Origin of the sequence: Leisingera sp. JC11 (assembly GCF_040704725.1) — a bacterium.
GTDB lineage: Bacteria > Pseudomonadota > Alphaproteobacteria > Rhodobacterales > Rhodobacteraceae > Leisingera.
This window is the reverse complement of sequence record NZ_JBFCVS010000018.1, coordinates 15,238-36,503: the sequence shown is the minus strand read 5'-3', so window position 1 is coordinate 36,503 and position 21,266 is coordinate 15,238. Positions and strand designations below refer to the sequence as shown.

The 21,266-nt window shown below is 63.4% G+C and carries 23 protein-coding genes; 7 read left to right on the top strand and 16 right to left on the bottom strand.

What is annotated here, in order from left to right:
- Positions 1-16: 16 nt before the first annotated feature.
- The 3 genes from AB1A62_RS17595 to AB1A62_RS17585 all read left to right on the top strand — a co-directional run bounded on the left by AB1A62_RS17595 (position 17) and on the right by AB1A62_RS17585 (position 2,187).
- Entirely contained in the window at positions 17-628 is a 612-nt protein-coding gene (locus tag AB1A62_RS17595) for a CatB-related O-acetyltransferase (RefSeq protein WP_366662775.1), read from the top strand.
- 135 nt (positions 629-763) lie between these two features.
- Positions 764-1,132 carry a group 1 truncated hemoglobin gene (locus AB1A62_RS17590; RefSeq protein ID WP_366662774.1) on the top strand — a complete coding sequence of 123 codons (369 nt, stop codon included), beginning with the start codon at positions 764-766 and terminating at the stop codon, positions 1,130-1,132.
- Positions 1,129-2,187 (top strand): adenylate/guanylate cyclase domain-containing protein, encoded by a 1,059-nt coding sequence (locus AB1A62_RS17585; protein ID WP_366662773.1) that lies wholly within the window; start codon positions 1,129-1,131, stop codon positions 2,185-2,187. Before AB1A62_RS17590 ends, AB1A62_RS17585 begins: the two co-directional genes overlap by 4 nt.
- Here AB1A62_RS17585 and AB1A62_RS17580 read toward each other — a convergent pair.
- The 12 genes from AB1A62_RS17580 to guaA all read right to left on the bottom strand — a co-directional run bounded on the left by AB1A62_RS17580 (position 2,184) and on the right by guaA (position 13,155).
- Complete coding sequence (locus AB1A62_RS17580; RefSeq protein WP_366662772.1) at positions 2,184-2,801, bottom strand: TetR/AcrR family transcriptional regulator; 618 nt, start codon at positions 2,799-2,801, stop codon at positions 2,184-2,186. The two genes, AB1A62_RS17585 and AB1A62_RS17580, sit on opposite strands and share 4 nt — an antisense overlap.
- A complete protein-coding gene (gene ppk2 / locus AB1A62_RS17575) occupies positions 2,794-3,663 on the bottom strand; it encodes a polyphosphate kinase 2 (RefSeq protein ID WP_366662771.1) in 870 nt (289 codons plus the stop codon). The genes AB1A62_RS17580 and ppk2 overlap by 8 nt, the downstream gene beginning before the upstream one ends.
- A 59-nt stretch (positions 3,664-3,722) precedes the next feature.
- Positions 3,723-4,460: an alpha/beta hydrolase gene (locus AB1A62_RS17570; protein WP_366662770.1), complete on the bottom strand. Its 738-nt coding sequence runs from the start codon at positions 4,458-4,460 to the stop codon at positions 3,723-3,725.
- Complete coding sequence (locus AB1A62_RS17565; protein WP_366662769.1) at positions 4,457-4,702, bottom strand: hypothetical protein; 246 nt, start codon at positions 4,700-4,702, stop codon at positions 4,457-4,459. The genes AB1A62_RS17570 and AB1A62_RS17565 overlap by 4 nt, the downstream gene beginning before the upstream one ends.
- A complete protein-coding gene (metA, locus tag AB1A62_RS17560; RefSeq protein ID WP_366662768.1) occupies positions 4,677-5,594 on the bottom strand; it encodes a homoserine O-succinyltransferase in 918 nt (305 codons plus the stop codon). The genes AB1A62_RS17565 and metA overlap by 26 nt, the downstream gene beginning before the upstream one ends.
- 59 nt (positions 5,595-5,653) lie before the next feature.
- Positions 5,654-6,517, bottom strand: a complete 864-nt coding sequence (locus AB1A62_RS17555; protein WP_366662767.1) for an ATPase — start codon at positions 6,515-6,517, stop codon at positions 5,654-5,656.
- A 56-nt stretch (positions 6,518-6,573) separates the two neighbouring features.
- The gene (locus tag AB1A62_RS17550; RefSeq protein WP_366662766.1) at positions 6,574-7,488 is read right to left on the bottom strand and encodes a DMT family transporter; all 915 of its coding nucleotides are present in this window, start codon (positions 7,486-7,488) and stop codon (positions 6,574-6,576) included.
- Positions 7,489-7,593: 105 nt separating this feature from the next.
- Positions 7,594-8,718, bottom strand: a complete 1,125-nt coding sequence (locus tag AB1A62_RS17545) for an outer membrane protein transport protein (RefSeq protein WP_366662765.1) — start codon at positions 8,716-8,718, stop codon at positions 7,594-7,596.
- A 103-nt stretch (positions 8,719-8,821) separates the two neighbouring features.
- Positions 8,822-9,706, bottom strand: a complete 885-nt coding sequence (locus AB1A62_RS17540; RefSeq protein WP_366662764.1) for a DMT family transporter — start codon at positions 9,704-9,706, stop codon at positions 8,822-8,824.
- Between the two features lie 188 nt (positions 9,707-9,894).
- Positions 9,895-10,734 carry a glycosyltransferase family 1 protein gene (locus AB1A62_RS17535; protein ID WP_366662763.1) on the bottom strand — a complete coding sequence of 280 codons (840 nt, stop codon included), beginning with the start codon at positions 10,732-10,734 and terminating at the stop codon, positions 9,895-9,897.
- A gap of 18 nt (positions 10,735-10,752) precedes the next feature.
- Positions 10,753-11,439 carry a sulfotransferase family 2 domain-containing protein gene (locus AB1A62_RS17530; protein ID WP_366662762.1) on the bottom strand — a complete coding sequence of 229 codons (687 nt, stop codon included), beginning with the start codon at positions 11,437-11,439 and terminating at the stop codon, positions 10,753-10,755.
- A 147-nt stretch (positions 11,440-11,586) separates the two neighbouring features.
- Positions 11,587-13,155: a glutamine-hydrolyzing GMP synthase gene (gene guaA, locus AB1A62_RS17525; protein ID WP_065267336.1), complete on the bottom strand. Its 1,569-nt coding sequence runs from the start codon at positions 13,153-13,155 to the stop codon at positions 11,587-11,589.
- Positions 13,156-13,398: 243 nt separating this feature from the next.
- Between guaA and AB1A62_RS17520 the strand changes: the two genes are divergently transcribed.
- Positions 13,399-14,946 carry a trimethylamine methyltransferase family protein gene (locus tag AB1A62_RS17520; protein WP_366662761.1) on the top strand — a complete coding sequence of 516 codons (1,548 nt, stop codon included), beginning with the start codon at positions 13,399-13,401 and terminating at the stop codon, positions 14,944-14,946.
- Positions 14,947-14,961: 15 nt separating this feature from the next.
- On the opposite strand, the gene AB1A62_RS17515 is transcribed toward AB1A62_RS17520, so the two are convergent.
- The gene (locus AB1A62_RS17515) at positions 14,962-15,312 is read right to left on the bottom strand and encodes a DUF6477 family protein (RefSeq protein ID WP_366662760.1); all 351 of its coding nucleotides are present in this window, start codon (positions 15,310-15,312) and stop codon (positions 14,962-14,964) included.
- Between the two features lie 233 nt (positions 15,313-15,545).
- Between AB1A62_RS17515 and AB1A62_RS17510 the strand changes: the two genes are divergently transcribed.
- Positions 15,546-16,619 (top strand): DUF6456 domain-containing protein, encoded by a 1,074-nt coding sequence (locus tag AB1A62_RS17510; protein WP_366662759.1) that lies wholly within the window; start codon positions 15,546-15,548, stop codon positions 16,617-16,619.
- Between the two features lie 72 nt (positions 16,620-16,691).
- Here the strand turns inward: AB1A62_RS17510 and AB1A62_RS17505 are convergent, their stop codons facing one another.
- Together AB1A62_RS17505 and AB1A62_RS17500 are read right to left on the bottom strand one after the other, a co-directional pair.
- Positions 16,692-17,240 (bottom strand): peroxiredoxin, encoded by a 549-nt coding sequence (locus tag AB1A62_RS17505; protein ID WP_366662758.1) that lies wholly within the window; start codon positions 17,238-17,240, stop codon positions 16,692-16,694.
- Between the two features lie 196 nt (positions 17,241-17,436).
- Positions 17,437-18,351, bottom strand: a complete 915-nt coding sequence (locus tag AB1A62_RS17500; RefSeq protein ID WP_366662757.1) for a hypothetical protein — start codon at positions 18,349-18,351, stop codon at positions 17,437-17,439.
- A gap of 210 nt (positions 18,352-18,561) precedes the next feature.
- Here AB1A62_RS17500 and lipA point away from each other — a divergent pair, with 210 nt between their 5' ends.
- Positions 18,562-19,512, top strand: coding sequence for a lipoyl synthase (gene lipA / locus AB1A62_RS17495; protein ID WP_366662756.1), 951 nt, complete (start codon positions 18,562-18,564; stop codon positions 19,510-19,512).
- Positions 19,509-20,651 (top strand): amidohydrolase, encoded by a 1,143-nt coding sequence (locus AB1A62_RS17490; protein WP_366662755.1) that lies wholly within the window; start codon positions 19,509-19,511, stop codon positions 20,649-20,651. Before lipA ends, AB1A62_RS17490 begins: the two co-directional genes overlap by 4 nt.
- A 3-nt stretch (positions 20,652-20,654) precedes the next feature.
- Here the strand turns inward: AB1A62_RS17490 and AB1A62_RS17485 are convergent, their stop codons facing one another.
- Positions 20,655-21,026, bottom strand: coding sequence for a hypothetical protein (locus AB1A62_RS17485; RefSeq protein WP_366662754.1), 372 nt, complete (start codon positions 21,024-21,026; stop codon positions 20,655-20,657).
- Between the last annotated feature and the right edge of the window lie 240 nt (positions 21,027-21,266).

Here is a 21,266-nt window from a genome sequence, read left to right as displayed (position 1 = left end):
GAAGGCAGAAAAAACAATGGCATCACCGGAACTCTTCAAGACTGCCCCGATCGGCAACGGCAAGCTGGACATCGGCCGGTTTACCCATGGCTATGAAGACATGGAAATTGAGGGGCAGGGCGGCGGTGCCAATGTGGCGATTGGCTCCTTCTGCTCAATCAGCCGGGGCGTGCGGGTGATGCTGGATCAGTCCCCGGCGCTGGACCGGATCACGGCCTTCCCCTTTGGCGAAGCTTTCACGGAGCATCTGGGCGGTGCCGAAACACATGCGCCGCGGCAAGGCGGGCAGGATGTGGTGATCGGCAACGATGTCTGGATCGGCGCCAACACAACACTGCTCGGCGGGGTGACAATCGGTGACGGCGCCATCATCAGCCCCAACGCCACCGTGACCGGTGATGTGGGCGCCTATGAAATCTGGGCGGGCAACCCGGCGCAGCTAGTGCGCAAACGCTTTGATGATGAGGTTTGCAAGAAACTGCTGGAATTGCGCTGGTGGGATCTGCCGCTGCCGCTGATCCAGGAAATGGCGCCGCTGCTGTCAACGCAGCCCACCGTGGACCTGATCGAGGGGTTGCAGTGCATTGTCAGCGATCTGGTGACCTTTTCTAATGAAAGCGCAGCCTGACCGCGGAAGGCCGTGAAGCACCCAGGTTTGCAGGCTGATTTCCGACCCGGGCTGCCCTGTCGCCCCCCGGGCGTTAACTTTTTTAAAAAATTGGCGTAACATGGGCAGACCGCTTCCTGTTGGGGGACAGCTGTCATGCCGCAAACCATCTACGAGAAATACGGCGGGTTCAGCGCCATCAGCCGGGTCGTGATGACCTTTTACGAGATGGCACTGGATTCCGATCAGATCGGCGATTACTTCGCCGATGTGGACATGGCGCGGCTCATTGACCACCAGACCAAGTTCATTTCCTCGCTTCTGGGCGGGCCGGCCTCCTTCAGCGACGAGCGCCTGGAAGCGGTGCACAAGGCCTTGGGCATCACCCATGAAGATTTCGACGAAATGGGTGCGCTGCTGAAAGAAGCGCTGGAACAGCATGGTCTGTCAGAGCCGGACATCCGCACCACCCTTAACGCCATCGAGAGCAAACGCAGTATTATCGTCACCCGGGAAGCGGCATGAGCATCGCTGCCATCAATGAACAGCTGTTGCGTGCCATCGGCGTCGGGGTGGCTGTCGTGCGGGCCTCAGACCTCGGGTTTGTCTTTCACAATCAGCCGTTTGCGGAATGGTTCGGAACCCCGGGCGACGGCGCGGCGCTGACCGACGCCATCGACGGGCTAAGCTCGGAGGACCTGGGCACGCTGTGCGACGAGGGGCTGCGCTATTCCGCGGAGCTGAAGATCAAGCGCAAACGCCGCACCTTGGTTTTTGCCATCAACATCTCCCAGGCCAGCCACCGGAATGAGGCGCTGCTGGTGGTGGAATGCCAGAACATCACCCGCATCCGCGAACTGGAGAGCATGATCGACAGCTATTCCACCATGGTGGAGCGCAACACCCGCGAGCTGGAGCGCGAGAAGGAGCGGGTGGAGCGGCTGCTGCTCAACCTGATGCCGCGTTCGGTCTACGAGGAGTTCAAGACCTTCGGCGTGGTCACCCCGCAGCTCTATCCAAAGGTGTCGGTGGTGATGCTGGACTTCGTGAACTTCACCGATTTCGCCTCCCGAACCGACCCGACCGTCACCCTGGGGGAGTTGAACGACATCTTCACCGCCTTCGACCGCATCGTCGAGCAATACGGCTGCGAGCGGATCAAGACCATTGGCGACGCCTACCTCGCTGTTTCCGGGATGCCGGAACCGGCGCCGGATCACGCCACTGCGGTGGCCCATTGCGCCACCCGATTCCTGCGCTATCTGGACCGGCGCAACCAGAGCCACCAGCACAAATGGGAGGCGCGGATCGGCCTTGGCACCGGCTCTGCCGTCGGGTCCGTGGTTGGCATCCAGAAATACGTCTACGACGTCTTCGGTCCGGCGGTGAATCTCGCGTCCCGCCTGCAAGTCTTTGCCAATCCGATGAAAATCGTGGCGCCGGAGGAAATGAAAGACGCCCTGTCAGAGGAATTCCATGTCACCGACATCGGTCCGGAGGACATCAAGGGCATCGGCGAGGTGAACCTGGTCAACGTCGGTGATGAGCTGAGCGCACCGCAGCCCAGCAGCCGGTTCTAGCTGTCCGGCGCAATCAGACCCAAACCGCGCAGGTAGATACCGATACCGCTTTCCAGCAGATCCTCCGGCGGAAAGGGCGAGGCCGCACCGGGGGAATTGCGCGCATACAGTTCCACCACCCCGTGGCTCATCGCCAGCACATGCGCCGAGAACATCGAGGCCGGCGGGCGCTTCTCTGCCGGAATATGCTGGCTGAGATCCGCAGCGGCGCGTTCCAGGATACCCCGGGCGCGGGCAGCGGCATCCGCCAGTTCCGGCGTGCGGTTCACCGAAATCCCGCTTTCGAACATGGCGATGTAATGGCCGGGATGCTTGCGGGCAAAGGCCAGATAGGCCCGTCCCGTCGCCTCAAACGCCGCCAGCGCCGACGGCTGGTACTTGTCATAGGCGTGCTGCATCAGGTCGGCAAACATCACATAGCCCTGGCGCGAGGCCTCCGCGATCAGATCCTCGCGGCCTTCGAAATGGCGGTAGACCGCTGCCGGGGTGACACCCGCCTGCTTGGCGGCTTCCGACAGGGTAAAGCCGGTCGGCCCCTTCGCCTCGATCAGCTGCAGGGCGGCCTCGACCAGGGCCTGGCGCAGATTGCCGTGATGATAACCGCGTTTAGGCATCCCAGATATCCGGGCCTCCGCAAATCGAATTGTCTATCTTGCCCAAGTCCATAGCGTTTTTTTCAGCGTATTCAATGCCCTGCAGAACAGAGCGCACTGCCTGCAGCCGTGCGCGCTTCTTGTCATCAGAGCGCACCACAGTCCAGGGGGCGTCCTCGCTGTGGCTGCGTTCGAAAGTCTCCGAAATTGCCGCGGTGTACTCATGCCATTTCGCCAGGCCCTGCACATCAATCGAGCTCAGCTTCCAGTGTTTCAGCGGATCGGATTCCCGCGCAATGAAGCGGCGCAGCTGCTCTGCCCGGCCAACGTTGAGCCAGAGCTTGAACAGCCTGATGCCGTCATCCACCAGCGCCTGTTCAAACCCGTTGACCTGCTGAAAGAACCGCTCCCGCTGTTCGTCCGTGCAAAAGCCGAAAACCTTTTCGACAACCCCGCGGTTGTACCAGCTGCGGTCAAAGAAAACGATTTCCCCGCCCGCAGGCAGGTGTTCGATGTAGCGCTGGAAATACCATTGGCTCTGCTCGGCAGCGGTGGGTTTGGACAGCGCAACCACCCGGGCGCCGCGCGGGTTCAGGTTCTCGCGGAACCGCTTGATGGTGCCGCCCTTGCCGGCTGCATCGCGGCCTTCGAACACAATGGCGATCCGCTGCCCCGAGGCCTTGACCCAGGCTTGCAGCTTGACCAGTTCGATCTGTAGCGCCTTGATCTCTTTCTCATAGTCTTTGCGGCCCATCCGCTCGGCATGCGGGTAAGAGGGGTTCAGAATGTCATCCTTGCCGGCCTTTTCGATGGCTGTCCGGATGTCCTTGGGGGCGCCGCTTTCAAAATAGGCGCTGATTGCGCCGTCAAATGGCAGCTGCATGTAAAACCCTCCTGTCCTCAAACCCTTATATGGGAAGGCAGTATGGAATGTGAATCGCTTTAACGCAAATGTGCGCGGCGCGCTGCGCGGCGGACGGCATCGGCAACGTCTTCAGTCGCCACATGCTGCGGCATATGGCCGATCCCTTCCAGCAGGGTCAGCCGTGCCGCATCCACATCCCGCGCCAATCCCTCGGCATGCAGCGCCGGGCTGACCAGATCGTCGGCGCTGCCGTGGATGACCTCCAGCGGCACCGTGATGCTGCCATAGTGCCGGGAAAGTTCGGTCACCTCCTCCAGCAGGTTCGCGCGCTGCCGGGCGTTGGCCCGCAGGGAGCCGCGCCGCAGCGACAGGCGGGTGCCGAAGTGCTCTGCATACCCCTCGGGCACCGCCTGCGGGGCAAAGATTTCCTGCAAGGAGCGGCTCACCACGAAATCCGGGACGTAGGCCGCCAGCAGGGGCACCGCCACCATGCTGCCAAAGCGCGAGGAGGTGACGCGGTACAGCGGATCCAGCGGCGTCGTCCAGGGGTAGGCGACCCCGGACACCGAGACCAGCGCCGAGACGCATTCGGGATGATCCACCGCCCAGGCCAGCGCCACCGCGCCGCCATAGCTTTGCCCCAGCACAATGGGTTTTTCCGCCCCCATCTGCGCCGCGGCCTGGCGCAGCAGGTCTGCCTGCTGGCGGATGGTGGCGCCGCTGCCGTTCAGCGGGCTGGAATAGCCCAGGCCGGGGCGGTCGAAGATCAGGATGCGGAACTCCTCCGCCAGCGTCGGCGCCAGGCGGAAGGTCATGTCGCGCGAATTGCCGCTGGAGCCGTGCAGCAGCACCAGATCCGGGCGCTGCCCCTGGGCCGGCCCATCTCCACCACATGCACGCGGTGGGACCCCACCACCAGAACCTGCCCTTGCGGCGGGTGGCGGGCCTCAGCCGCGGCCTCGCGCCGGCCCGCCTGCCAGAGGGTGAGGGCAGCCCCTGCCGCCGCTGCAAGGCCCGCCCAGACCAGCATTCTAGCAGCCGATCTCATCCAGGTCATATGGCGTCGTCTGATAGATCTCATTGATCCAGTTGCCGTACAGAAGATGCGCGTGGCTGCGCCAGCGGTTCTGCGGCTGGCGGCTGGGGTCGTTGTCCGGATAGTAGTTGCCCGGCACGTTGATCGGGGTGCCGTTGGCCACGTCGCGGTCGTATTCCTGCTTCAGCGTATCGCTGTCGTATTCGAAGTGGTTGAAGATATAGAGCGCCCGGTGCGCCTTGTCCTCGATCAGGCAAGGGCCGACCTCGTCGCTGCCCAGCAGCGTCTTCAATCCTTCGGCGGCGTCGACCTCCGCCTGCTTCATCTCGGTCCAGCGGCTGACCGGAATCACGAAATCATCCGAGAACCCGCGCAGGTACGGCGAGGCCGGCGCCAGGTTCTGATGCCGGAAGCAGCCGAACGCCTTGTGGTCCAGCATGTGCTTCTTCACGCCGTGGAAGTGGTTGATCATCGCCATCCCGCCCCAGCAGACGCCAAAGGTCGAATGCACGTTGGTCTGGGTCCATTCGAAGACCTCGCGCATTTCGTCCCAATAGGTCACCTCGGGAAAGTCCAGATGCTCGATCGGCGCGCCGGTGATGATCAGCCCGTCGAACTTCTCGTGCTTCACTTCCTGGAAGGAGTGATAGAACTCCTCCATGTGTTCAGCCGCGGTGTTCTTGGTCTGATGCTCGGTCATCCGGATCAGGCTCAGCTCGATCTGCAAGGGCGTCGCCCCGATCAGCCGGGCAAACTGGTTCTCGGTCTGGATCTTCTTAGGCATCAGATTGAGCAGCCCGATGCGCAAGGCCCGGATGTCCTGACGCGCCGCCTGATCCGGCGACATGACCATCACGCCTTCGTTCGTCAGAACGTCATAGGCGGGCAGGTCTGCGGGGATCTTGATGGGCATGTCAGTATCCTGATTTGCGGAAAGTTGTGCGATATAGCGGAGGTTGTCAGATAAGCCGGTTAGCCGCGGGCCTCAAGGGCCGAGGCGATCAAATCCACGAAACCGGCCTCATCCTTGACGGCCGAGATCTGGTCGGCGGTTACGGTCACGCCCCAGTTGTCCGCCATCGCCTGATAGCGCGGCTGGCGGTGCGCCAGCGCCTGGGCATAGGTCCAGCGGATAAAGGCATCGGGGTCAACATCCGCTTCGGATACCCCGTTTTTGTCAAGATACTCTTGCCAGACCCGGTTCAAGAACTCCGGCTGGTAGGACATCGGCTTGGGCGCCCGGTCAAAGCGGCGGACCAGCTCTGCGGTGTGCTCCTCGCTGCCCTTGATCCAGACCATCAGCGTGTGCTTGCTGAGCTCCGACAGGAGCTGATCGTTCGGGTCGTTGGCATCAACCCATTCACAGATCGACCCGCCGGTGTCGCAGATGAAATTCGGGTAGCCATAGAGCTGCTGCGCCCGGTCCGCGAAATACTCGGTGTCCAGCAGCGCGCGGATCTCGGCAACCCGGAACTGTTCCTGCCGCCGCTTGTATTCGGTAATCGGCAGTCCGCCCTTGGCGGTATCGCCGGGCTTGCCCAGATAGGCAGAGACCGGGCGCAGGTTCTCAAACGTGATGTTGGAGCCGATGAAGATCGAATCCGTCAGCAGCAGCTCGCGCAGGAACGGCACTTTCATCGCTTCGGCCTTGGCATTGTCGGCGATGTATTCGCCCATGTAGCGGGTGCCGATGCGGTAATCGATGGAATAGTGAAACCAGCTGCCGGCCCCGCGCAGGACGTTGCTGACATAGGTTTTGCCAAGCCCGGACATGCCAAAGAACAGCACCCGTTTGCTGGGGGCGTCGCGCCAGTCCTGTGCGGAAGAGTAAAGCATGGAAGTTCCAAGTCCCTGAAGGTTTCAGGCCTTGCTAATCGTCTGCGCGGGCTGGGTCAATTCCGTGCGCGCTTGCGCCGCAAGCTGGGTTTGCCGTTCAGGACCGCCAGCCCAGCCGCCAGCAGGGCAAAGCCTGCATAGGCTTGTGGCTTCAGCGCTTCGCCCAGCACCCATGCGCCCAGCACGATGGCGACCGGCGGGATGATCAGCGTGACCAGCATCAGATTGCCGCTGCCCGCCAGCCCCAGCACCCGGTAATACAGCAGATAGGCCCCGGCCGTGGCGATCAGCGAGAAATAGGCGATGGAGATCCAGGTGCCCGTCTCCAGCGCCAGCGCAGGCGCGCCGTCAATCAGCAGCGCGGCCGGCACCAGGCACAAAGTGGAGCCGGTCAGCATCCCCGCCGCCGCCACCTGCGGCGCCAGGCCGGACAGTTTCAGCCGTGCCCAGGCGCTGGCAAAGGCATAGGAAACCGTGCCCGCCAGCACCGCCAGCTGCGCGGTGCTGCGGATGTCGAAATTGGCAAATTGCTCCAGCCCGATGGCCGTGGCCACGCCCAGGAACCCAAGCCCTACTCCCAGCGCCTTGCGCGCCGTCAGCCGCTCGTCAGCGAACACCAGGGCAGCCACGATCACCCCGAAAATCGCCGTCGCCGCATTCAGGATCGAGGTCAGCCCGGTTTCGATATGCAGCTGCCCCCAGGCCATCAGCCCGAAGGGAATCACGTTGTTCAAAAGCCCCATCACCAGGAAGGCGCCCCAGATCCGCGGCTCCTTGGGCACCGGCAGCCGCATCAGCAGCACAACGGCCCACAGGAACAGCGCCGCCCAGCCGCAGCGGTGCAGCACCAGGGTGACAACGGGGATTTCATCCAGGGCGATGCGGATCGACAGGAACGATCCGCCCCAGATCACGCCGAGCAGGATCAGCTCGGCCCAGGCGCGGGGGGATATGGTCTTTTGCGGGCTCATGACGCTCAGCTAGCGCGCAGGCGGGCGTCAAGCGACCCGTTTCTTGCGGCAAAAGAAAACCCCGCCCGGAAAGGGGCGGGGCAATCTGTCCGGCTGGCGCCTGGATCAGAAGTGGAAGCCGACCTTGAGGCCGAAGCTGACCGCGTCGTTGTCCTCGAAGTTGGTCACCGGATTGCCGCTGGGGGAGGCCACCGCATCGCCCAGCTGGGTGTAGCGGACACCGGCGGAGACCGTCATGTTGTCCTGCTTGTACTGAACGCCCACGCGGATCGCCTCATAGCCGTGGGTCGGCGCCAGCGGAGACACCAGGTTGTCCCCGTCTGCATCGGCATAGATCAGCGCCACCGAGCCGGACCAGTTCTCGTTGAAGGCGCGGCCGACACCCAGCGTGTAGGTAACCGAGTCATCGAGGTCGATCAGGTCGATGGAGCGGCCTGCAAGGGTGCTCAGGCCGGGCACCACCAGATCAGTGACGCTGTGCTCCGCCCAGCGGATGCCGCCGAACAGCAGGGTGTCCTTGGCGACGCCGGTCTGGAAATCCAGGTTCACTGACTGCGGCGTCTTGGTTTTGGTTGCGGTGGCGGCCGTTGCAGTTGTGGCGAAGGTTTCGTTCAGATCGAAATCATGCTCGATTTCGGAGCTGTAAGTCAGCGAGGCGCGCAGCGCGATCTCGGGGATCTCGTAGGCCACGCCGGCCACCCAGCCAAAGGCGCCGTCCTTGTTCACTTTCACATTGTAGGAACCGCCGATGGAGGTGTAGGCGCCCCCCTGCAGATGGATCTCGCCGTCAATCTCCTGGTAGCGGATGCCGCCATGAACGCTGAAGCGATCGTTGAACTTGTATCGCAGCAGGGCGGTGAGAGCGTTCGAGTCCGCCTGTGCGGTGGTGCCGCCAAGCAGCAGGGAGCCGCTGGTCGGGTAAGCCACGTCCACACCCCACGGCTGATCGAAGATCAGGGCGAACGACAGCTGGTCGTTGATGTCGCGCTTGTAGCCCGCGCCGAACATGTTGAAGCGGTCGCCGACATCGCCGGTCGCGGAACCCAGCGGATTCAGCGATGTGCGGTCGTTGCCCGACAGGTCCACCGACGTCGTCGCGAACGAAAACTCGGCATAGTTGCCTTCTTCGAAGATCAGGCCGATCGGCTGCCCGGTGCGGTCCAGACCGCTCGCCATGGCAGATCCTGATGCCAGCGCCAAAGCCGCCGAGGTTGCAAGATAGCGTTTCATTGTTCCTCCCTGTATTGCGGCCGTGGTGAGCCGCTTTACGCGAACGTAATCGGGCGGATTTCAGCAAATCAATATTAACCGCGCGGCAACTAGCCGCTTTCAGTCAGCCTTGAGGGGTTCTGCGGGGCTGTCTTGCAACTATGTTTAGGTAATTTGCAATGCAGATGATGGCGGCACCGCCCAGCACCCAGGCATCCAGCGCCTCGCCATAGATCACCATGCCCAGGATGGCGATGGCGGGCAGGCGGGCAAAGTCCACCGGCACCACCACACTGGCCGGCGCCAGCGACAGCGCAGTGGTCAGGCAGAAATGGGCGGTGAGGCCGGCAATGCCGATCAGCACCAGCCAGGGCAGGGTGGTGGCATCGGGCAGCGCCATGTCGCCGTCCCAGCCTGCCGCCAGCAGCCCCATCACCAGCTGCATGGAGGTGAGCCAGAACAGGATCGAGGCGGTGTGCTCAAACCGGGTCAGCCGCTTGGTCAGAATTGCGGTAAGAGCAAAGAAAATGGCGCAGCTTGCCGCCGCGGCCAGGCCGAGGTTCAACGTCTCCGGGCTGGGCCGCGCCACGATCAGGATGCCTGCAAAGCCAAGCGCCGCCGCCATCATCCGCCGCCGGGTCAGCGTCTCGCCCAGCAGCAGCGGCGACAGGATGATCACCCACAGGGGCGAGGTGAACTCCAGCGCGAAAACCTGTGCCAGCGGTATGAGGGTCACCGCCAGGAACCACAGGTTCTGGCCGGTGAAGTGGAAGATGTTGCGCAGGAGATGCAGCGCCAGCCGCTGCCGCCGGACCTGATGCCAGCGGCCCGCGGCGGTCAAAACGGCAACCACGATCAGCACCCCCACCAGGCTGCGGTAGGCCATGATTTCAAAAGTATCGAGCGTCAGCCCTGCCTCGCGCCCGGCAATGGCCATGGCCGAGAAGGAGACAATCGCCCCTATCATCCACAGTGCCGCCAGCCCCGCGCGCGCCTCGCCATTTGCCATGCCTGCCCCCTTGATCAGCTGGGGAGAGCAGAGGCGCAATATTCATCCGGGGTCAAGCACAACCCGGCGCGGCACCCGCAGGTACGGGCTTGGGTTGCCGCGCAGCAATGCCCGCTTGTCAGGCGGCCGCGTTCAAATTTCAGGCGGCGCTGCTCTGACAGCGCCGCGCCGCCGCGTGGGGGCAGGCGTCAGAGGATCTCGCGCAGCAGCTGCGCTTGGGGGTAGCGCGCGATGGTCTCTTTCGCCTGTGCGCCGATCCGCACAAGCTCATCTTCATTCTGCAGCACCCCGGCGATGCCCTCTGCCAGCCCGTCGTAAGGCAGGCAGAACAAGCCGTCCCGGTAGCAGTCGTCGATGCGGGTGGTTGGGTTCACCTCCGCTGCTGTAGGGATGCCATTGGTCATCAGGTAGAAGGCGCGCACGATCTCGAAAATCTGCGTTTCATAAAAGTGAAGGTTCAGCACGACGCGCGAGCGGGAAATCCAGGCATCGCGCTCCGGGCCGTAAACGCCATACAGCGCCTTGACCCGCAGACCGCGGGTTTCGAGGTCTGCAAGAACCGCCTGCCGGCGCGGGTTGATGCAGCCGTAAAACAGCACGTCCACGTCCTGCTGCTGCTGCCGCGGGATGCGGCAAAGCTCTTTCTGGAACCCGAACTGGAACTTCTCCACGCGCTTGACGCCGAACTCCTTCAGGTAGGCGACATTAGCATCGCTGTAATCCCACAGCGTGAAGTCGTGCGAAAACCACTGCAGAATATTCTGGTTCCAGCTGCCGGGCGTTCCGCCCAGCTGCTCGGTGTTGAGGATGATAGTGTCAGGCGGCAACTGGGCTGCCATAGAAGGGTTCAGAAGGTGAACACCGATCAAGATGTTCCGCGCAGCGGGGTCGATGCCGTTCTTCTTCAGGGCTGCCTCATGGCCAAGCTCGCGCAGCGCATAGAGCAGCAAATCGGCGATTTCGTAGAACGCGCCCGAATGGACGTAGTTCTGGGGCTCGACCAGGCAGATATTGTATCTTTGCGTCATGTGGGGTCCGATCACGCCTCAGCCGGCGGCCGCTTCAGGCAGCGGCTGTGCGGCGGACTGCCGTTCGTAACCGAAGTTGTCGAAGTCCATGCCGTAGAGCTTCTCGACAATGGCCAGGCCCTCGCTGCTCAGCGCCAGATCGCCGGGATCAAAACCTTCAGGCACGCGCAGATGGTTGCTGTGCGTCATCTGGTGGCTGGCCGGGTTGCCGAACAGGGCCGCATCGATGAAGGCCTTAGCCTTCTCCGCGCCGTTTTCCTCAAGCTTGAACACCTGGTAGTTGGCACTTGGGTAGAAGAAGCCTGACTGCGGATAGAAATGGCCGTCCATCCACCCCTTGGTCAGGCAGTTCTCCAGCAGGCGGGTCTTGACGAACTGGTCCAGCGTCTCGTCGCCGCCGATCCGGCGTTCAACCAGCCGCTGGAACTTGTAGGCGCTTTCCAGCCGCGCCACCGGGTGGCGCACGATGGTGAAGAAGGCGGTGAAGAAATCCTTGGGGAACAGCCGCGACAGGGATTCGCCGTCAATGTGCTGGGGGGACGAAATGTTCCAGTGCTGACGGGGCGGACTTGCCACATACTGCTCGTCCAGGAACGCCAGGCTGACACCGTTCAGGCCCTGAACGTAGCGCTCGATGGATGTGCCGCCGCATTTGGGAATATGCGCGAAGTGAAGCAGCACGTCTTTGTATTTGATCAAGGGCATTTTGCGCCTCCATTAGCCTCCAAGCAGTTGGCCGCCGTGGTCAATCCGGCGGCCAAGCGTTTGGCTCAAGATGGCGCAAATTGTTTAAACGTTCTTTAAAACAGGCGTGGAATTCCCCCCTGTTTCAAGGGGTGAACCTTGCCGTTTTCATTCCCACTCGATGGTTCCCGGAGGCTTCGAGGTGATGTCGTAGGTGCAGCGGTTGATGCCCTTCACCTCGTTGATGATCCTTGTGGCGGTCTCGCCCAGGAACTCGTGGCTGAACGGGTAGTAATCCGCGGTCATGCCATCGACAGAGGTCACCGCGCGCAGAGCGCAGGCGTAGTCATAGGTGCGGCCGTCGCCCATCACGCCGACGGTGCGGACCGGCAGAATCGCCACGAAGGCCTGCCAGATGTCATCGTACAGGCCGTGCTTGCGGATCTGGTCGATGTAGATCGCATCCGCCTCGCGCAGGATCTCCAGCTTCTCGCGGGTGATCTCGCCGGGGCAGCGGATCGCCAGACCCGGCCCAGGGAAGGGATGGCGGCCGATGAAGCTCTGCGGCAGGCCCAGTTCGCGGCCGAGCGCGCGGACCTCGTCCTTGAACAGCTCGCGCAGCGGCTCGACCAGCTTGAGGCCCATCTTCTCCGGCAGGCCGCCGACGTTGTGGTGCGACTTGATGGTGACGGAAGGGCCGCCCGAGAAGGAGACCGATTCAATCACATCCGGGTACAGGGTGCCCTGCGCCAGGAACTCGGCGCCGTCGATGGTGTCGGCGTGTTTCTGGAACACGTCGATGAACAGCTTGCCGATGATCTTGCGCTTGGTTTCCGGGTCCGACTGGCCGTCCAGCTCGCCCAGGAAAAGATCGCTCTCATCCGCGTGGATCAGCTGGATGTTGTAGTTGTCGCGGAACATCGAGACGACTTCTTCCGCCTCGTTCTTGCGCAACAGGCCGTGGTCCACGAACACACAGGTCAGCTGGTCGCCGATCGCCTCGTGGATCAGGATCGCCGCAACCGAGGAGTCGACGCCGCCGGACAGGCCGCAAATCACCTTTTTGTCGCCGACCTGCTCGCGGATCTTCTCGATCATCTGCTCGCGGTAGGCACCCATGGTCCAGTCGCCGCTGAAGCCCGCCAGCTTGACGAAGTTCTCATAGAGCTTGGCGCCGTTCGGGGTGTGGTGCACCTCAGGGTGGAACTGCACCGCATAGAAATTGCGGGAGACATCGGCGGTGATGGCAAAAGGCGCGTTGGGGGAGGTGCCGTAAACCTCGAACCCCGGGGCGATCTTGCTTACGTGGTCGCCGTGCGACATCCAGACCTGCTCGCGGTCGTTGTCATTGGCAAACCAGCCTTCCAGCAGCGGCGGTGTTTCCACTGTGGGGGTCACAAAGGCGCGGCCGAATTCGGCGGTGCCATGGCCGCTTTCTACCTTGCCGCCCAGCTGATGCATCATCACCTGCTGGCCGTAGCAAATGCCCAGGATCGGCACGCCATAGTCGAAAATCTCCTGCGGCGCCCGCGGGCTGCCCTCGCGGGTCACGCTGTCGGGCCCGCCCGAGAAGATCACCGCCTTGGGCGCCAGCTCGCGCACAAAGTCCATGGTGACATTCTGATAGGGGTGGATTTCGCAATAGACGTTCAGCTCGCGCAGGCGGCGCGCAATCAGCTGCGTGACCTGGCTGCCAAAGTCGATGATGAGAAGGCGGTCATGGGATGTCTCTGTCATGCACGCGCCATAGGGCAGGAACGCGTTTTCCGCAAGGGGGTTTGGCCGCCATCCCGGGTGCCGGGCGTTATTTAACGGCAGACCGGCGTCCCGTCCGCACCGGGTATGCCAAAGTCCACCGGCGCGGTGGAAATTGCAGCGGCAATGTCGCTTTTCAACTTGAATGGCCGCAATCCTGCGGCGGCGGGCCGCACGGGGGCTATAATACCCATCGCAATGAAATGCCTGTGGTGAGGATAAACCATGTCAGAAGCATCCCCGCGCCGTCGTGCCCGCGGTTCCGGCGGCGGCGCCGCCCGCCGCGCCGAGCGCACCAGCGTCAAGATCGAGACCGCCAAGTACATCGAGCGCAACATTCCGAACTTCGAGATCCTGAACGAGGAAGCGCTGGAGATCATCGAGTACAACGCAGACACGATCCTGGAAGAGGTCGGCGTCAATTTCGTTGACAACCCGGCGGCGCTGCAGCGCTGGCGCGATGCCGGTGCCGATGTCCAGGGCGAGCGCGTGCGCATCCCCCGCGGCCTGGCCCGCAAGCTGTGCGAAACCGCACCTGCGGAATTCACCCAGCACGCCCGCAACCCTGAGAAATCTGTGGTCATCGGCGGCCGCAACCTGGTTCTGGCACCGGTCTACGGCCCGCCCTTCGTGCGCGACCGCAACGGCGGCCGCCGCTACGCGACCATGGACGACTTCAACAAGTTCGTGAAGCTGGCGTACATGTCCAAGTGGCTGCACCACTCCGGCGGCACTGTCTGCGAACCCACCGACATCCCGGTGAACAAGCGCCACCTGGACATGCTGATGGCGCATATGACCCTCAGCGACAAGCCGTTCATGGGCTCCGTCACCGAACCCAGCCGCGCCCAGGACTCCGTCGATATGGCCGGCATCCTGTTCGGCAAGGAGTTCGTGCAGAACAACACCGTGATGACCTCGCTGACCAACATCAACTCGCCGATGACCTTCGACGACGTGATGATGGGCTCGCTGGAAGTCTACGCCCAGAACAACCAGGCCTGCATCATCTCGCCGTTCATCGTCGGCGGCGCCATGGCGCCGGTGTCGGTGGCAGGCACCCTGACCCAGGTGCTGGCAGAGGTTCTGGCCGGCATCGCCTACAACCAGCTGTGCCGCCCCGGCGCGCCCGCGATCTTCGGCGCCTTCGTGTCCTCGATCGACATGAACTCCGGCGCGCCGACCTTCGGCACCCCCGAAGCGTCGCTGGTCACCTATGGCGCAGGCCAGCTGGCCCGCCGCCTGGGCGTGCCGTTCCGCTCGGCCGGCTCGTTCTGCGGCTCCAAGCTGCCGGATGCGCAGGCAGCCTACGAAACCGCCAACTCGCTCAACATGGGCCTGATGTCCGGCGTGAACTTCATGCTGCACTCCTGCGGCTGGCTCGAAGGCGGCCTGGTTGCCGACTTCGAGAAGTTCGTGATGGACGCCGACCAGCTGGGCACCCTGCATGGCCTCGCCAAGGGCGTCCCGGTGGACGAGAACGGCCAGGCGATGGACGCTATCCGCGAGGTCGGACCCGGTGGCCACTACCTCGGCTGCGCCCACACCCAGGCCAACTTCAAATCGGCCTTCTGGAAGTCCGAAGTGCTCGACTACAAACCGTTCGAGCAGTGGGAAGAGGAAGGCGCGCGCGACACCTATGCGCTGGCCTCCAACCGGGTCGAGAAGCTGCTGGCAACTTACGAGCAGCCGGCTCTGGATCCGTCGATCAAGATGGCGCTGGACGAATATGTGGCCGAGAAGAAAGCCTCCATGCCCGACGCCTTCATGTAAGGGCAAAGGCGGAAATCAGGGGCAGGGGTGTGCACCCTCTGCCGCAGCAAAACGGCGGTCCCGCGGGGCCGCCGTTTTTGCGTTGGGGCGCGTGCGCAGATAGGCCGCCTCACCGGCCAGCGCGATCAGCACATCCACATGGCGGATCATCGAATAACCTGCTTCGCCGACCTTGCGCGCGGCGTTCAAGCCCTCCTCCAGCTCCAACAGCCGCATCACCGCCGCCGCAGGCCGCGGCACGCCGCCATAGCCCAGGATCCGCCGCAGATCGCGTTTGCGGCAGTAGTTCCGGGCGCCAAGCCGGGCCGCCCGCGCCAGGATCCGCGGGCGCCGGAGCAACGAAACACGGCTGAATACATCCTGCATGATCGTCTCCTTTCCTATCTCTGATCTGGCTCTGCTATAACACAACCCAGGGTGGTGTTGCGGAAAGGGGGTGACCGGCGAACGGTCCGTTTTGTGATGATTATGGTTTTTCTGGAAACAATGACGTTCGATCCGCGCTTTTGTTCAAATTCGGCCGGGCGAAACGGGACATGCCGCAGGCACCTTTGAGTGCGGCTGGCCCCGGCAGCCTGGCGTAAAACCGGGGGTTAAGAATGCAAAACATGACACAGGCACCCTTTCCGGGCTGGGTGCCGCTGGAAACATGCCGCTACCTTCAGCACACCGAGGCAGGCCGCCCGATCCGGCAGCTGGCCCGCAAGGCGGGCTGCCATCCCTCCACCATACTGCGGCAGGTCCGGCGGGTGGAGGTCCTGCGGGACGACCCGCTGATTGACGAGGTGCTGACCTATTTGGCCGGGCGCTATAAAACCGCCCCGGCGAAACCCTGGCAGGAGGAAAAGCCCTCCGCCGCAAACCGCAGCCTGAGGTCGGGCTTCGAGCGGGAGGCAGCCAGCGTGCTGACCCTGCTCAGCCGGGGCGGCGCGGTTCTGGCCGCTGCCGAGGGCATGGAAATGGCCGTGGTGGTGCGCGAAGGCCACGAGGCCGACGGCCAGAAGGTGGCGGTGTCGCGGCCCTTGGCGGGGGCGCTGGCGCTGACCGGCTGGATCGCCTGCTCGCGCAAGGGGCGGATCAGCCGCTACTCGATCACCGCCGCCGGGCGCAGCGCGCTGAACCGGATCATTGCTGACCAGGAAAACCGCGCCCGCGCACGGCTGGAGGGCGGTTTTGCCGAGGCGCAGGCGCCGTTCGAGGCACCAGAGGCGGGTGAGACCGGGGGCTTGGGCCGCAAGTCCCGCTATGGCGGCGCTGAAACCCCGCTGGAGATGCTGGCCAGGCTGTCCGACAAGGATGGCAAATCCTTCCTTTCCCAGCCGATGGTGCGGGCAGGCAGGCGCCTGCGTGAGGATTTCGAGCTGGCGCAGATCAGCAGTCATCTGATGCAGGAGGAACTGTATTTTGCCCAGGGCAGCCACCCCATGCGCAGCACCAGCCACCAGGCCGCCGCCGCGGCGCACCAGCGGATGACCGGGGCGCTGCAGAAACTGGGCGCGGGCCTCAGCGATATCGCCCTGCGCTGCTGCTGCCATCTGGAAGGGCTGGAAACCGCAGAGCGCAAACTGGGCTGGCCGGCCCGGTCGGGCAAGGTTGTGCTGCGCATCGCCCTGCAGCATCTGGCCGACTACTACGGCGAGGCCAGCCCGCAAGAGGAAGAGATGATCGGCTGAAGCGGGCTGCGCCGCAAAGGAAAACGGGCCCGCAGCGCGGACCCGTTCGAATGCCAGATCTGGCAGCGCGCCTTAGGCGGGAACTTCTGCCTTGGCTTCTTTCAGGTGCGCCAGCACGGTTTCCGGGGAGGACACGCCATAGGGGTCTTCGCCGTGGTTGTCCGACAGGCCCGGCTCTTCGAACCATGCCTCAACAACACCGTTGTTGACGATGGCCGCATAGCGCCAGGAGCGGTTGCCGAAGCCCAGGTTGTCCTTGGCGACCAGCATGCCCATCTTGCGGGTGAACTCGCCGGAGCCGTCCGGGATCACTTCCACGTTTTCCAGCTCCTGGGCGCGCGCCCAGGCGTTCATCACGAAGCTGTCGTTCACCGACATGCAGTAGATCGCGTCGATGCCCTCGGCCTGGAAGTCACCAAAGCCTTTTTCAAAGCCCGGCAGCTGGTAGGTGGAGCAGGTGGGGGTGAAGGCGCCCGGCAGCGAGAACAGCACAACGCGCTTGCCTGCAAAGTAGTCAGCGGTGGTCTTGTCTTCCCAGCGGAACGGGTTCGGGCCCTCGATCGACTCGTCACGGACACGGGTGTGGAAGGTCACGTCGGGCAGCTTAACGCCAGCTTTCATCTCTGAATCTCCTGAAGGTGTATGCTCGTTCGGCGCGCAGACTTAAAATGATTCTAAGCCGGTATCAACATGTCCATGAGTCCAGGATGCAGGTTACCTTGCTGCGCTGCGGCAGGCGGCGCAGATGCGCCTTTCAAGGCGCGGATCGCGGCATTCCGCTGCCGCCGATTGTCCCCTTCAGCCGCCGGGCGCGGCGCTAGGCCGCAGCCTTCTTGATGGTGACAGTGGTGCCGCGGACCTTCCGTTCGGCGGCGGCGGTCAGGTCGTTGAACTTCTTCAGCGTCGCCAGCAGCTTCTTCTTGTCCTTGGAATCCTCGATGGCGCCGGGGAACTTCTTCTTGGCGGTCTGATACTGGTCGTTGATCTTCTTCAGATCCTTGAATTTCGCTGCCGCCGCCTTCAGCTCCGGCGCCGCCGCTTTCAGGTCCTGGCCCGCCTTGTCGATGGCGGCGACGCAATGGGCGTTGATCGCCTTCACCAGCGCGCCGACCTGGTTGGTGTATTTCTTCAGGTTGCGGTCCACCAGAAGCTGCGGCAGCTCTGTCGCATCCTTCTTCTTGTCGTGGCTGTCCGGCTTTTCCTTGAGGATGGCATTGACCTTCTTCTGGAAATTCGCCGCATACAGCTTTTGCGCCGCATTCAGCTTGCCCTCGTATTCAGAGGCCTTCTTGACCGCGGCAGCCTCCTTGGCCAGCTCGCCCTGCAGCGCCTCGATATCCTTCTTCGAAGCAGACGTCTTGGACCGCTTCTTCAGGTCCTTCTCGATGTCGGCGGCCAGCTTGTTCATCTTGGCCAAATGCGCCTTGGCATCGGCGCAAAAGCTCTTCATCGCGTCGACGTCGCCCTGAAGAATGTCCACCGCCTTGTTCCAGGTGGTCAGCCCGTCCTTGAAGTGCTTGTTCTTCTGGAAGTCCGCCAGCTTCTCTGACTTCACCCCGTCGGCCCGCGCCTTGGCCAGGCTCTCGCGGAAGTAATCCTCGCCCTCCCAGGCGTTGCCCAGCGAAATCCCGATCCGCTTCTTCAGCTTGTCGCCCTCGGCGGTGGTGAATTTCTTGGTTCCGGCGGCCAGATTCTTGTGCTCTGCCTTGAATTTCTCCAGCTCCTTGGCCATGCGTCCCCTCCCTGAATGATCTGCGGTGAAATCTCCTTGCTTGCGGGAATTATGTGTCCCGCTGCGCCGCTTTGGCAAAGGAAAACGGCACATTTGCGCAGTTTGAGCCATGACAAAGCCGCAGGGCAGGGTTGACGATATGACCGTGCCAAGCCAGATCAGCTGTGTTAAACCCGCTCAGAACGCCAAAGGCCGGAAGGGAAATTCCACGTGAGAGACCTTAAGATCCCGGAACAGCGCCACCCAGAGAAGGCGCACCGTCCCGACAACGCTCAGCCCAAGAAGCCAAGCTGGATCCGGGTCAAGGCGCCGGGCGGCAAAGGTTATGCCGAAACCCACAAGATCATGCGCGACAACAAGCTGACCACGGTCTGCGAGGAAGCGGGCTGCCCCAACGTCGGCGAATGCTGGAGCCAGGGCCACGCCACCATGATGATCATGGGCGAGATCTGCACCCGCGGCTGCACCTTCTGCAACATCGCCACCGGCCGCCCCGACGCGCTGGACGCGTTTGAGCCGGGCCGCGTTGCCCATGCGGTCGAAAAACTCGGCCTCAACCATGTGGTGATCACCTCCGTTGACCGCGACGACCTTGAGGATGGCGGCGCCGAGCATTTTGCTCAGACCATCCGCGCCGTGCGCCACCGCAGCCCCAAGACCACAATTGAGATCCTGACCCCGGATTTCCTGAAATGCGCGCCGGAGGTGCTGGAAACCGTTGTGGAAGCCAAGCCCGACGTGTTCAACCACAATCTGGAAACCGTGCCGGGCCTGTATCCTGAGGTCCGCCCGGGCGCCCGCTACTTCCACTCCCTGCGCCTGCTGCAGCGGGTCAAGGAGATGGACGCCTCCATCTTCACCAAGTCCGGCATCATGGTCGGCCTGGGCGAGGACGAGCAGGCGGTGAAACAGGTGATGGACGACATGCGCGCCGCCGACATCGATTTCCTGACCATCGGCCAGTACCTGCAGCCGACGCCCAAGCACCACGCGGTGGACCGCTTTGTCACCCCGGATGAGTTCAAGACCTACGAGAAAGCCGCCTATGGCAAGGGCTTCCTGATGGTCTCGGCAACGCCGCTGACGCGTTCTTCCTACCACGCAGGCGACGATTTCGCCCAACTGCGCGAGGCCCGCAACAAGAAGCTGGGCCTGGCATGACGCCTGAGCGTCTGGCGCAGCTCACCCGGCTGCGCCGCGCCCTTCATCAGATCCCCGAGGTCTCCGGCGCCGAGGAAAAGACCGCCGCGATGGTGGCGGGCTATCTGCGCCAGTATCAGCCCGACCGGCTGCTGACGGGTCTTGGCGGCCATGGTGTCGCTGCCGTTTATGAGGGCCGGGCGGATGGCCCGACGGTGCTGATCCGCTGTGAACTCGACGGTCTGCCGATTGAGGAGCTGTCGGAGCAGCCCTACCGCTCCACCCATGCAGGCCGCGGCCACCTCTGCGGCCATGACGGCCACATGACGATGGTTGCGGCCCTGGCCGAAGACCTCGCTGCCAGCCGTCCTGCCAAGGGCCGCGCCGTGTTGCTGTTCCAGCCCGCCGAGGAAACCGGCAAGGGCGCAGCTGCCGTGATTGCTGATCCCGCATTTATACAGATTGCACCGGACTACGCCTTCTCCTTGCACAATCTGCCCGGCCTGCCCGCGGGGCAGGTGGCCTTGTGCTCCGGCCCTGCAAACTGCGCGTCGCGGGGCATGCGGGTCAAGCTGACCGGCAAGACCTCCCACGCTGCCGCGCCGCAGGACGGGGTGTCGCCCGCGGGCGCCATTTCTCAACTGCTGCCGGGGCTGGCGGCCCTGGGCAGCGGCGGTGATCTGGGGCCGGAGTTCGCGCTGGTCACGCTGACGCATGCGCGGCTGGGCGAGGCCACATTCGGCATCGCGCCGGGTGAGGGCGAGGTCTGGGCCACCCTGCGCACTGTCACTGACGCCCGGATGGACCAGCTCATTGCCGATGCCACGGCGCTGGCGGAGCAAGTCTGCGTGGCGGAAGGGCTGGGGGTCTCGATCGAATTCGACGACGTCTTCGACGCCTGCACCAATCACCCGGAGGCGGTGGAAGTGCTGAACGCCGCCTGCGCCGCGGCCGGGTATCCGGCGCAGATGCGGGGCTATCCGCAGCGCTGGTCCGAGGATTTCGGCCAGTTCGGCAAACAGGCGAAGGCGGCGATGTTCTGGCTGGGCTCCGGCGAGACGCAGCCGCAGCTGCACAACCCGGATTTCGATTTCCCTGACGCAGCAATCCCGGCCGGAGCCGGGATCTTTCTGCAAACGCTCAGAAATCTTCTGGGCTGACCTTTACTGGGTCAGCGCATTGACAACGGCGACGGCGCCGACAATCGCCAGTGTGTCCTTTACCACCTCAAAGATCTTGTCGCCCTGGCGCACATAGCGGTGCCCGTCGCGCGGCGGGTTCAGGCCCCAGCGCCCGTAATCGTCCACATAGACCCAGTCACTGCCGTTGATGCGGCCGTCGTAACGGCCGTGATCATGATCGTGATGGTCGTGGCTGTGCTTGTGGTGATGGCGTTTCTTCACCTGGCCCGGCGCATAATGGGCAGCGCTCTTGCTGTGGCCCGGTGCCCATTTCGGCGGCCCCGCATGGGAGGCTGCGGGGGCAAGGGTGAGGGTCATCGCCGCGGCTGCGGCTGCCGTCAGAAATTTCTGCATTTGCGGATCTCCTGTGATCGCTGCCTTTGGGAATCACATGGGGCAGGCCGCCTGAAAAGGCAAACGGGCTGCGCCGGATAGTGCCGGCAAAGGGCGGGAAACCGGCAGAGACACGCCGGTTTCTTTCAGTGCGCAGGTTTTTGAATTCTGTGGCTTTTCTGCCCGGAAGCCCCGGTGGCCTCACAGTTGGTGCACAGGGGGTGTACGGGTGGTGCACAGGGGGTGCACGCATGTCACCCC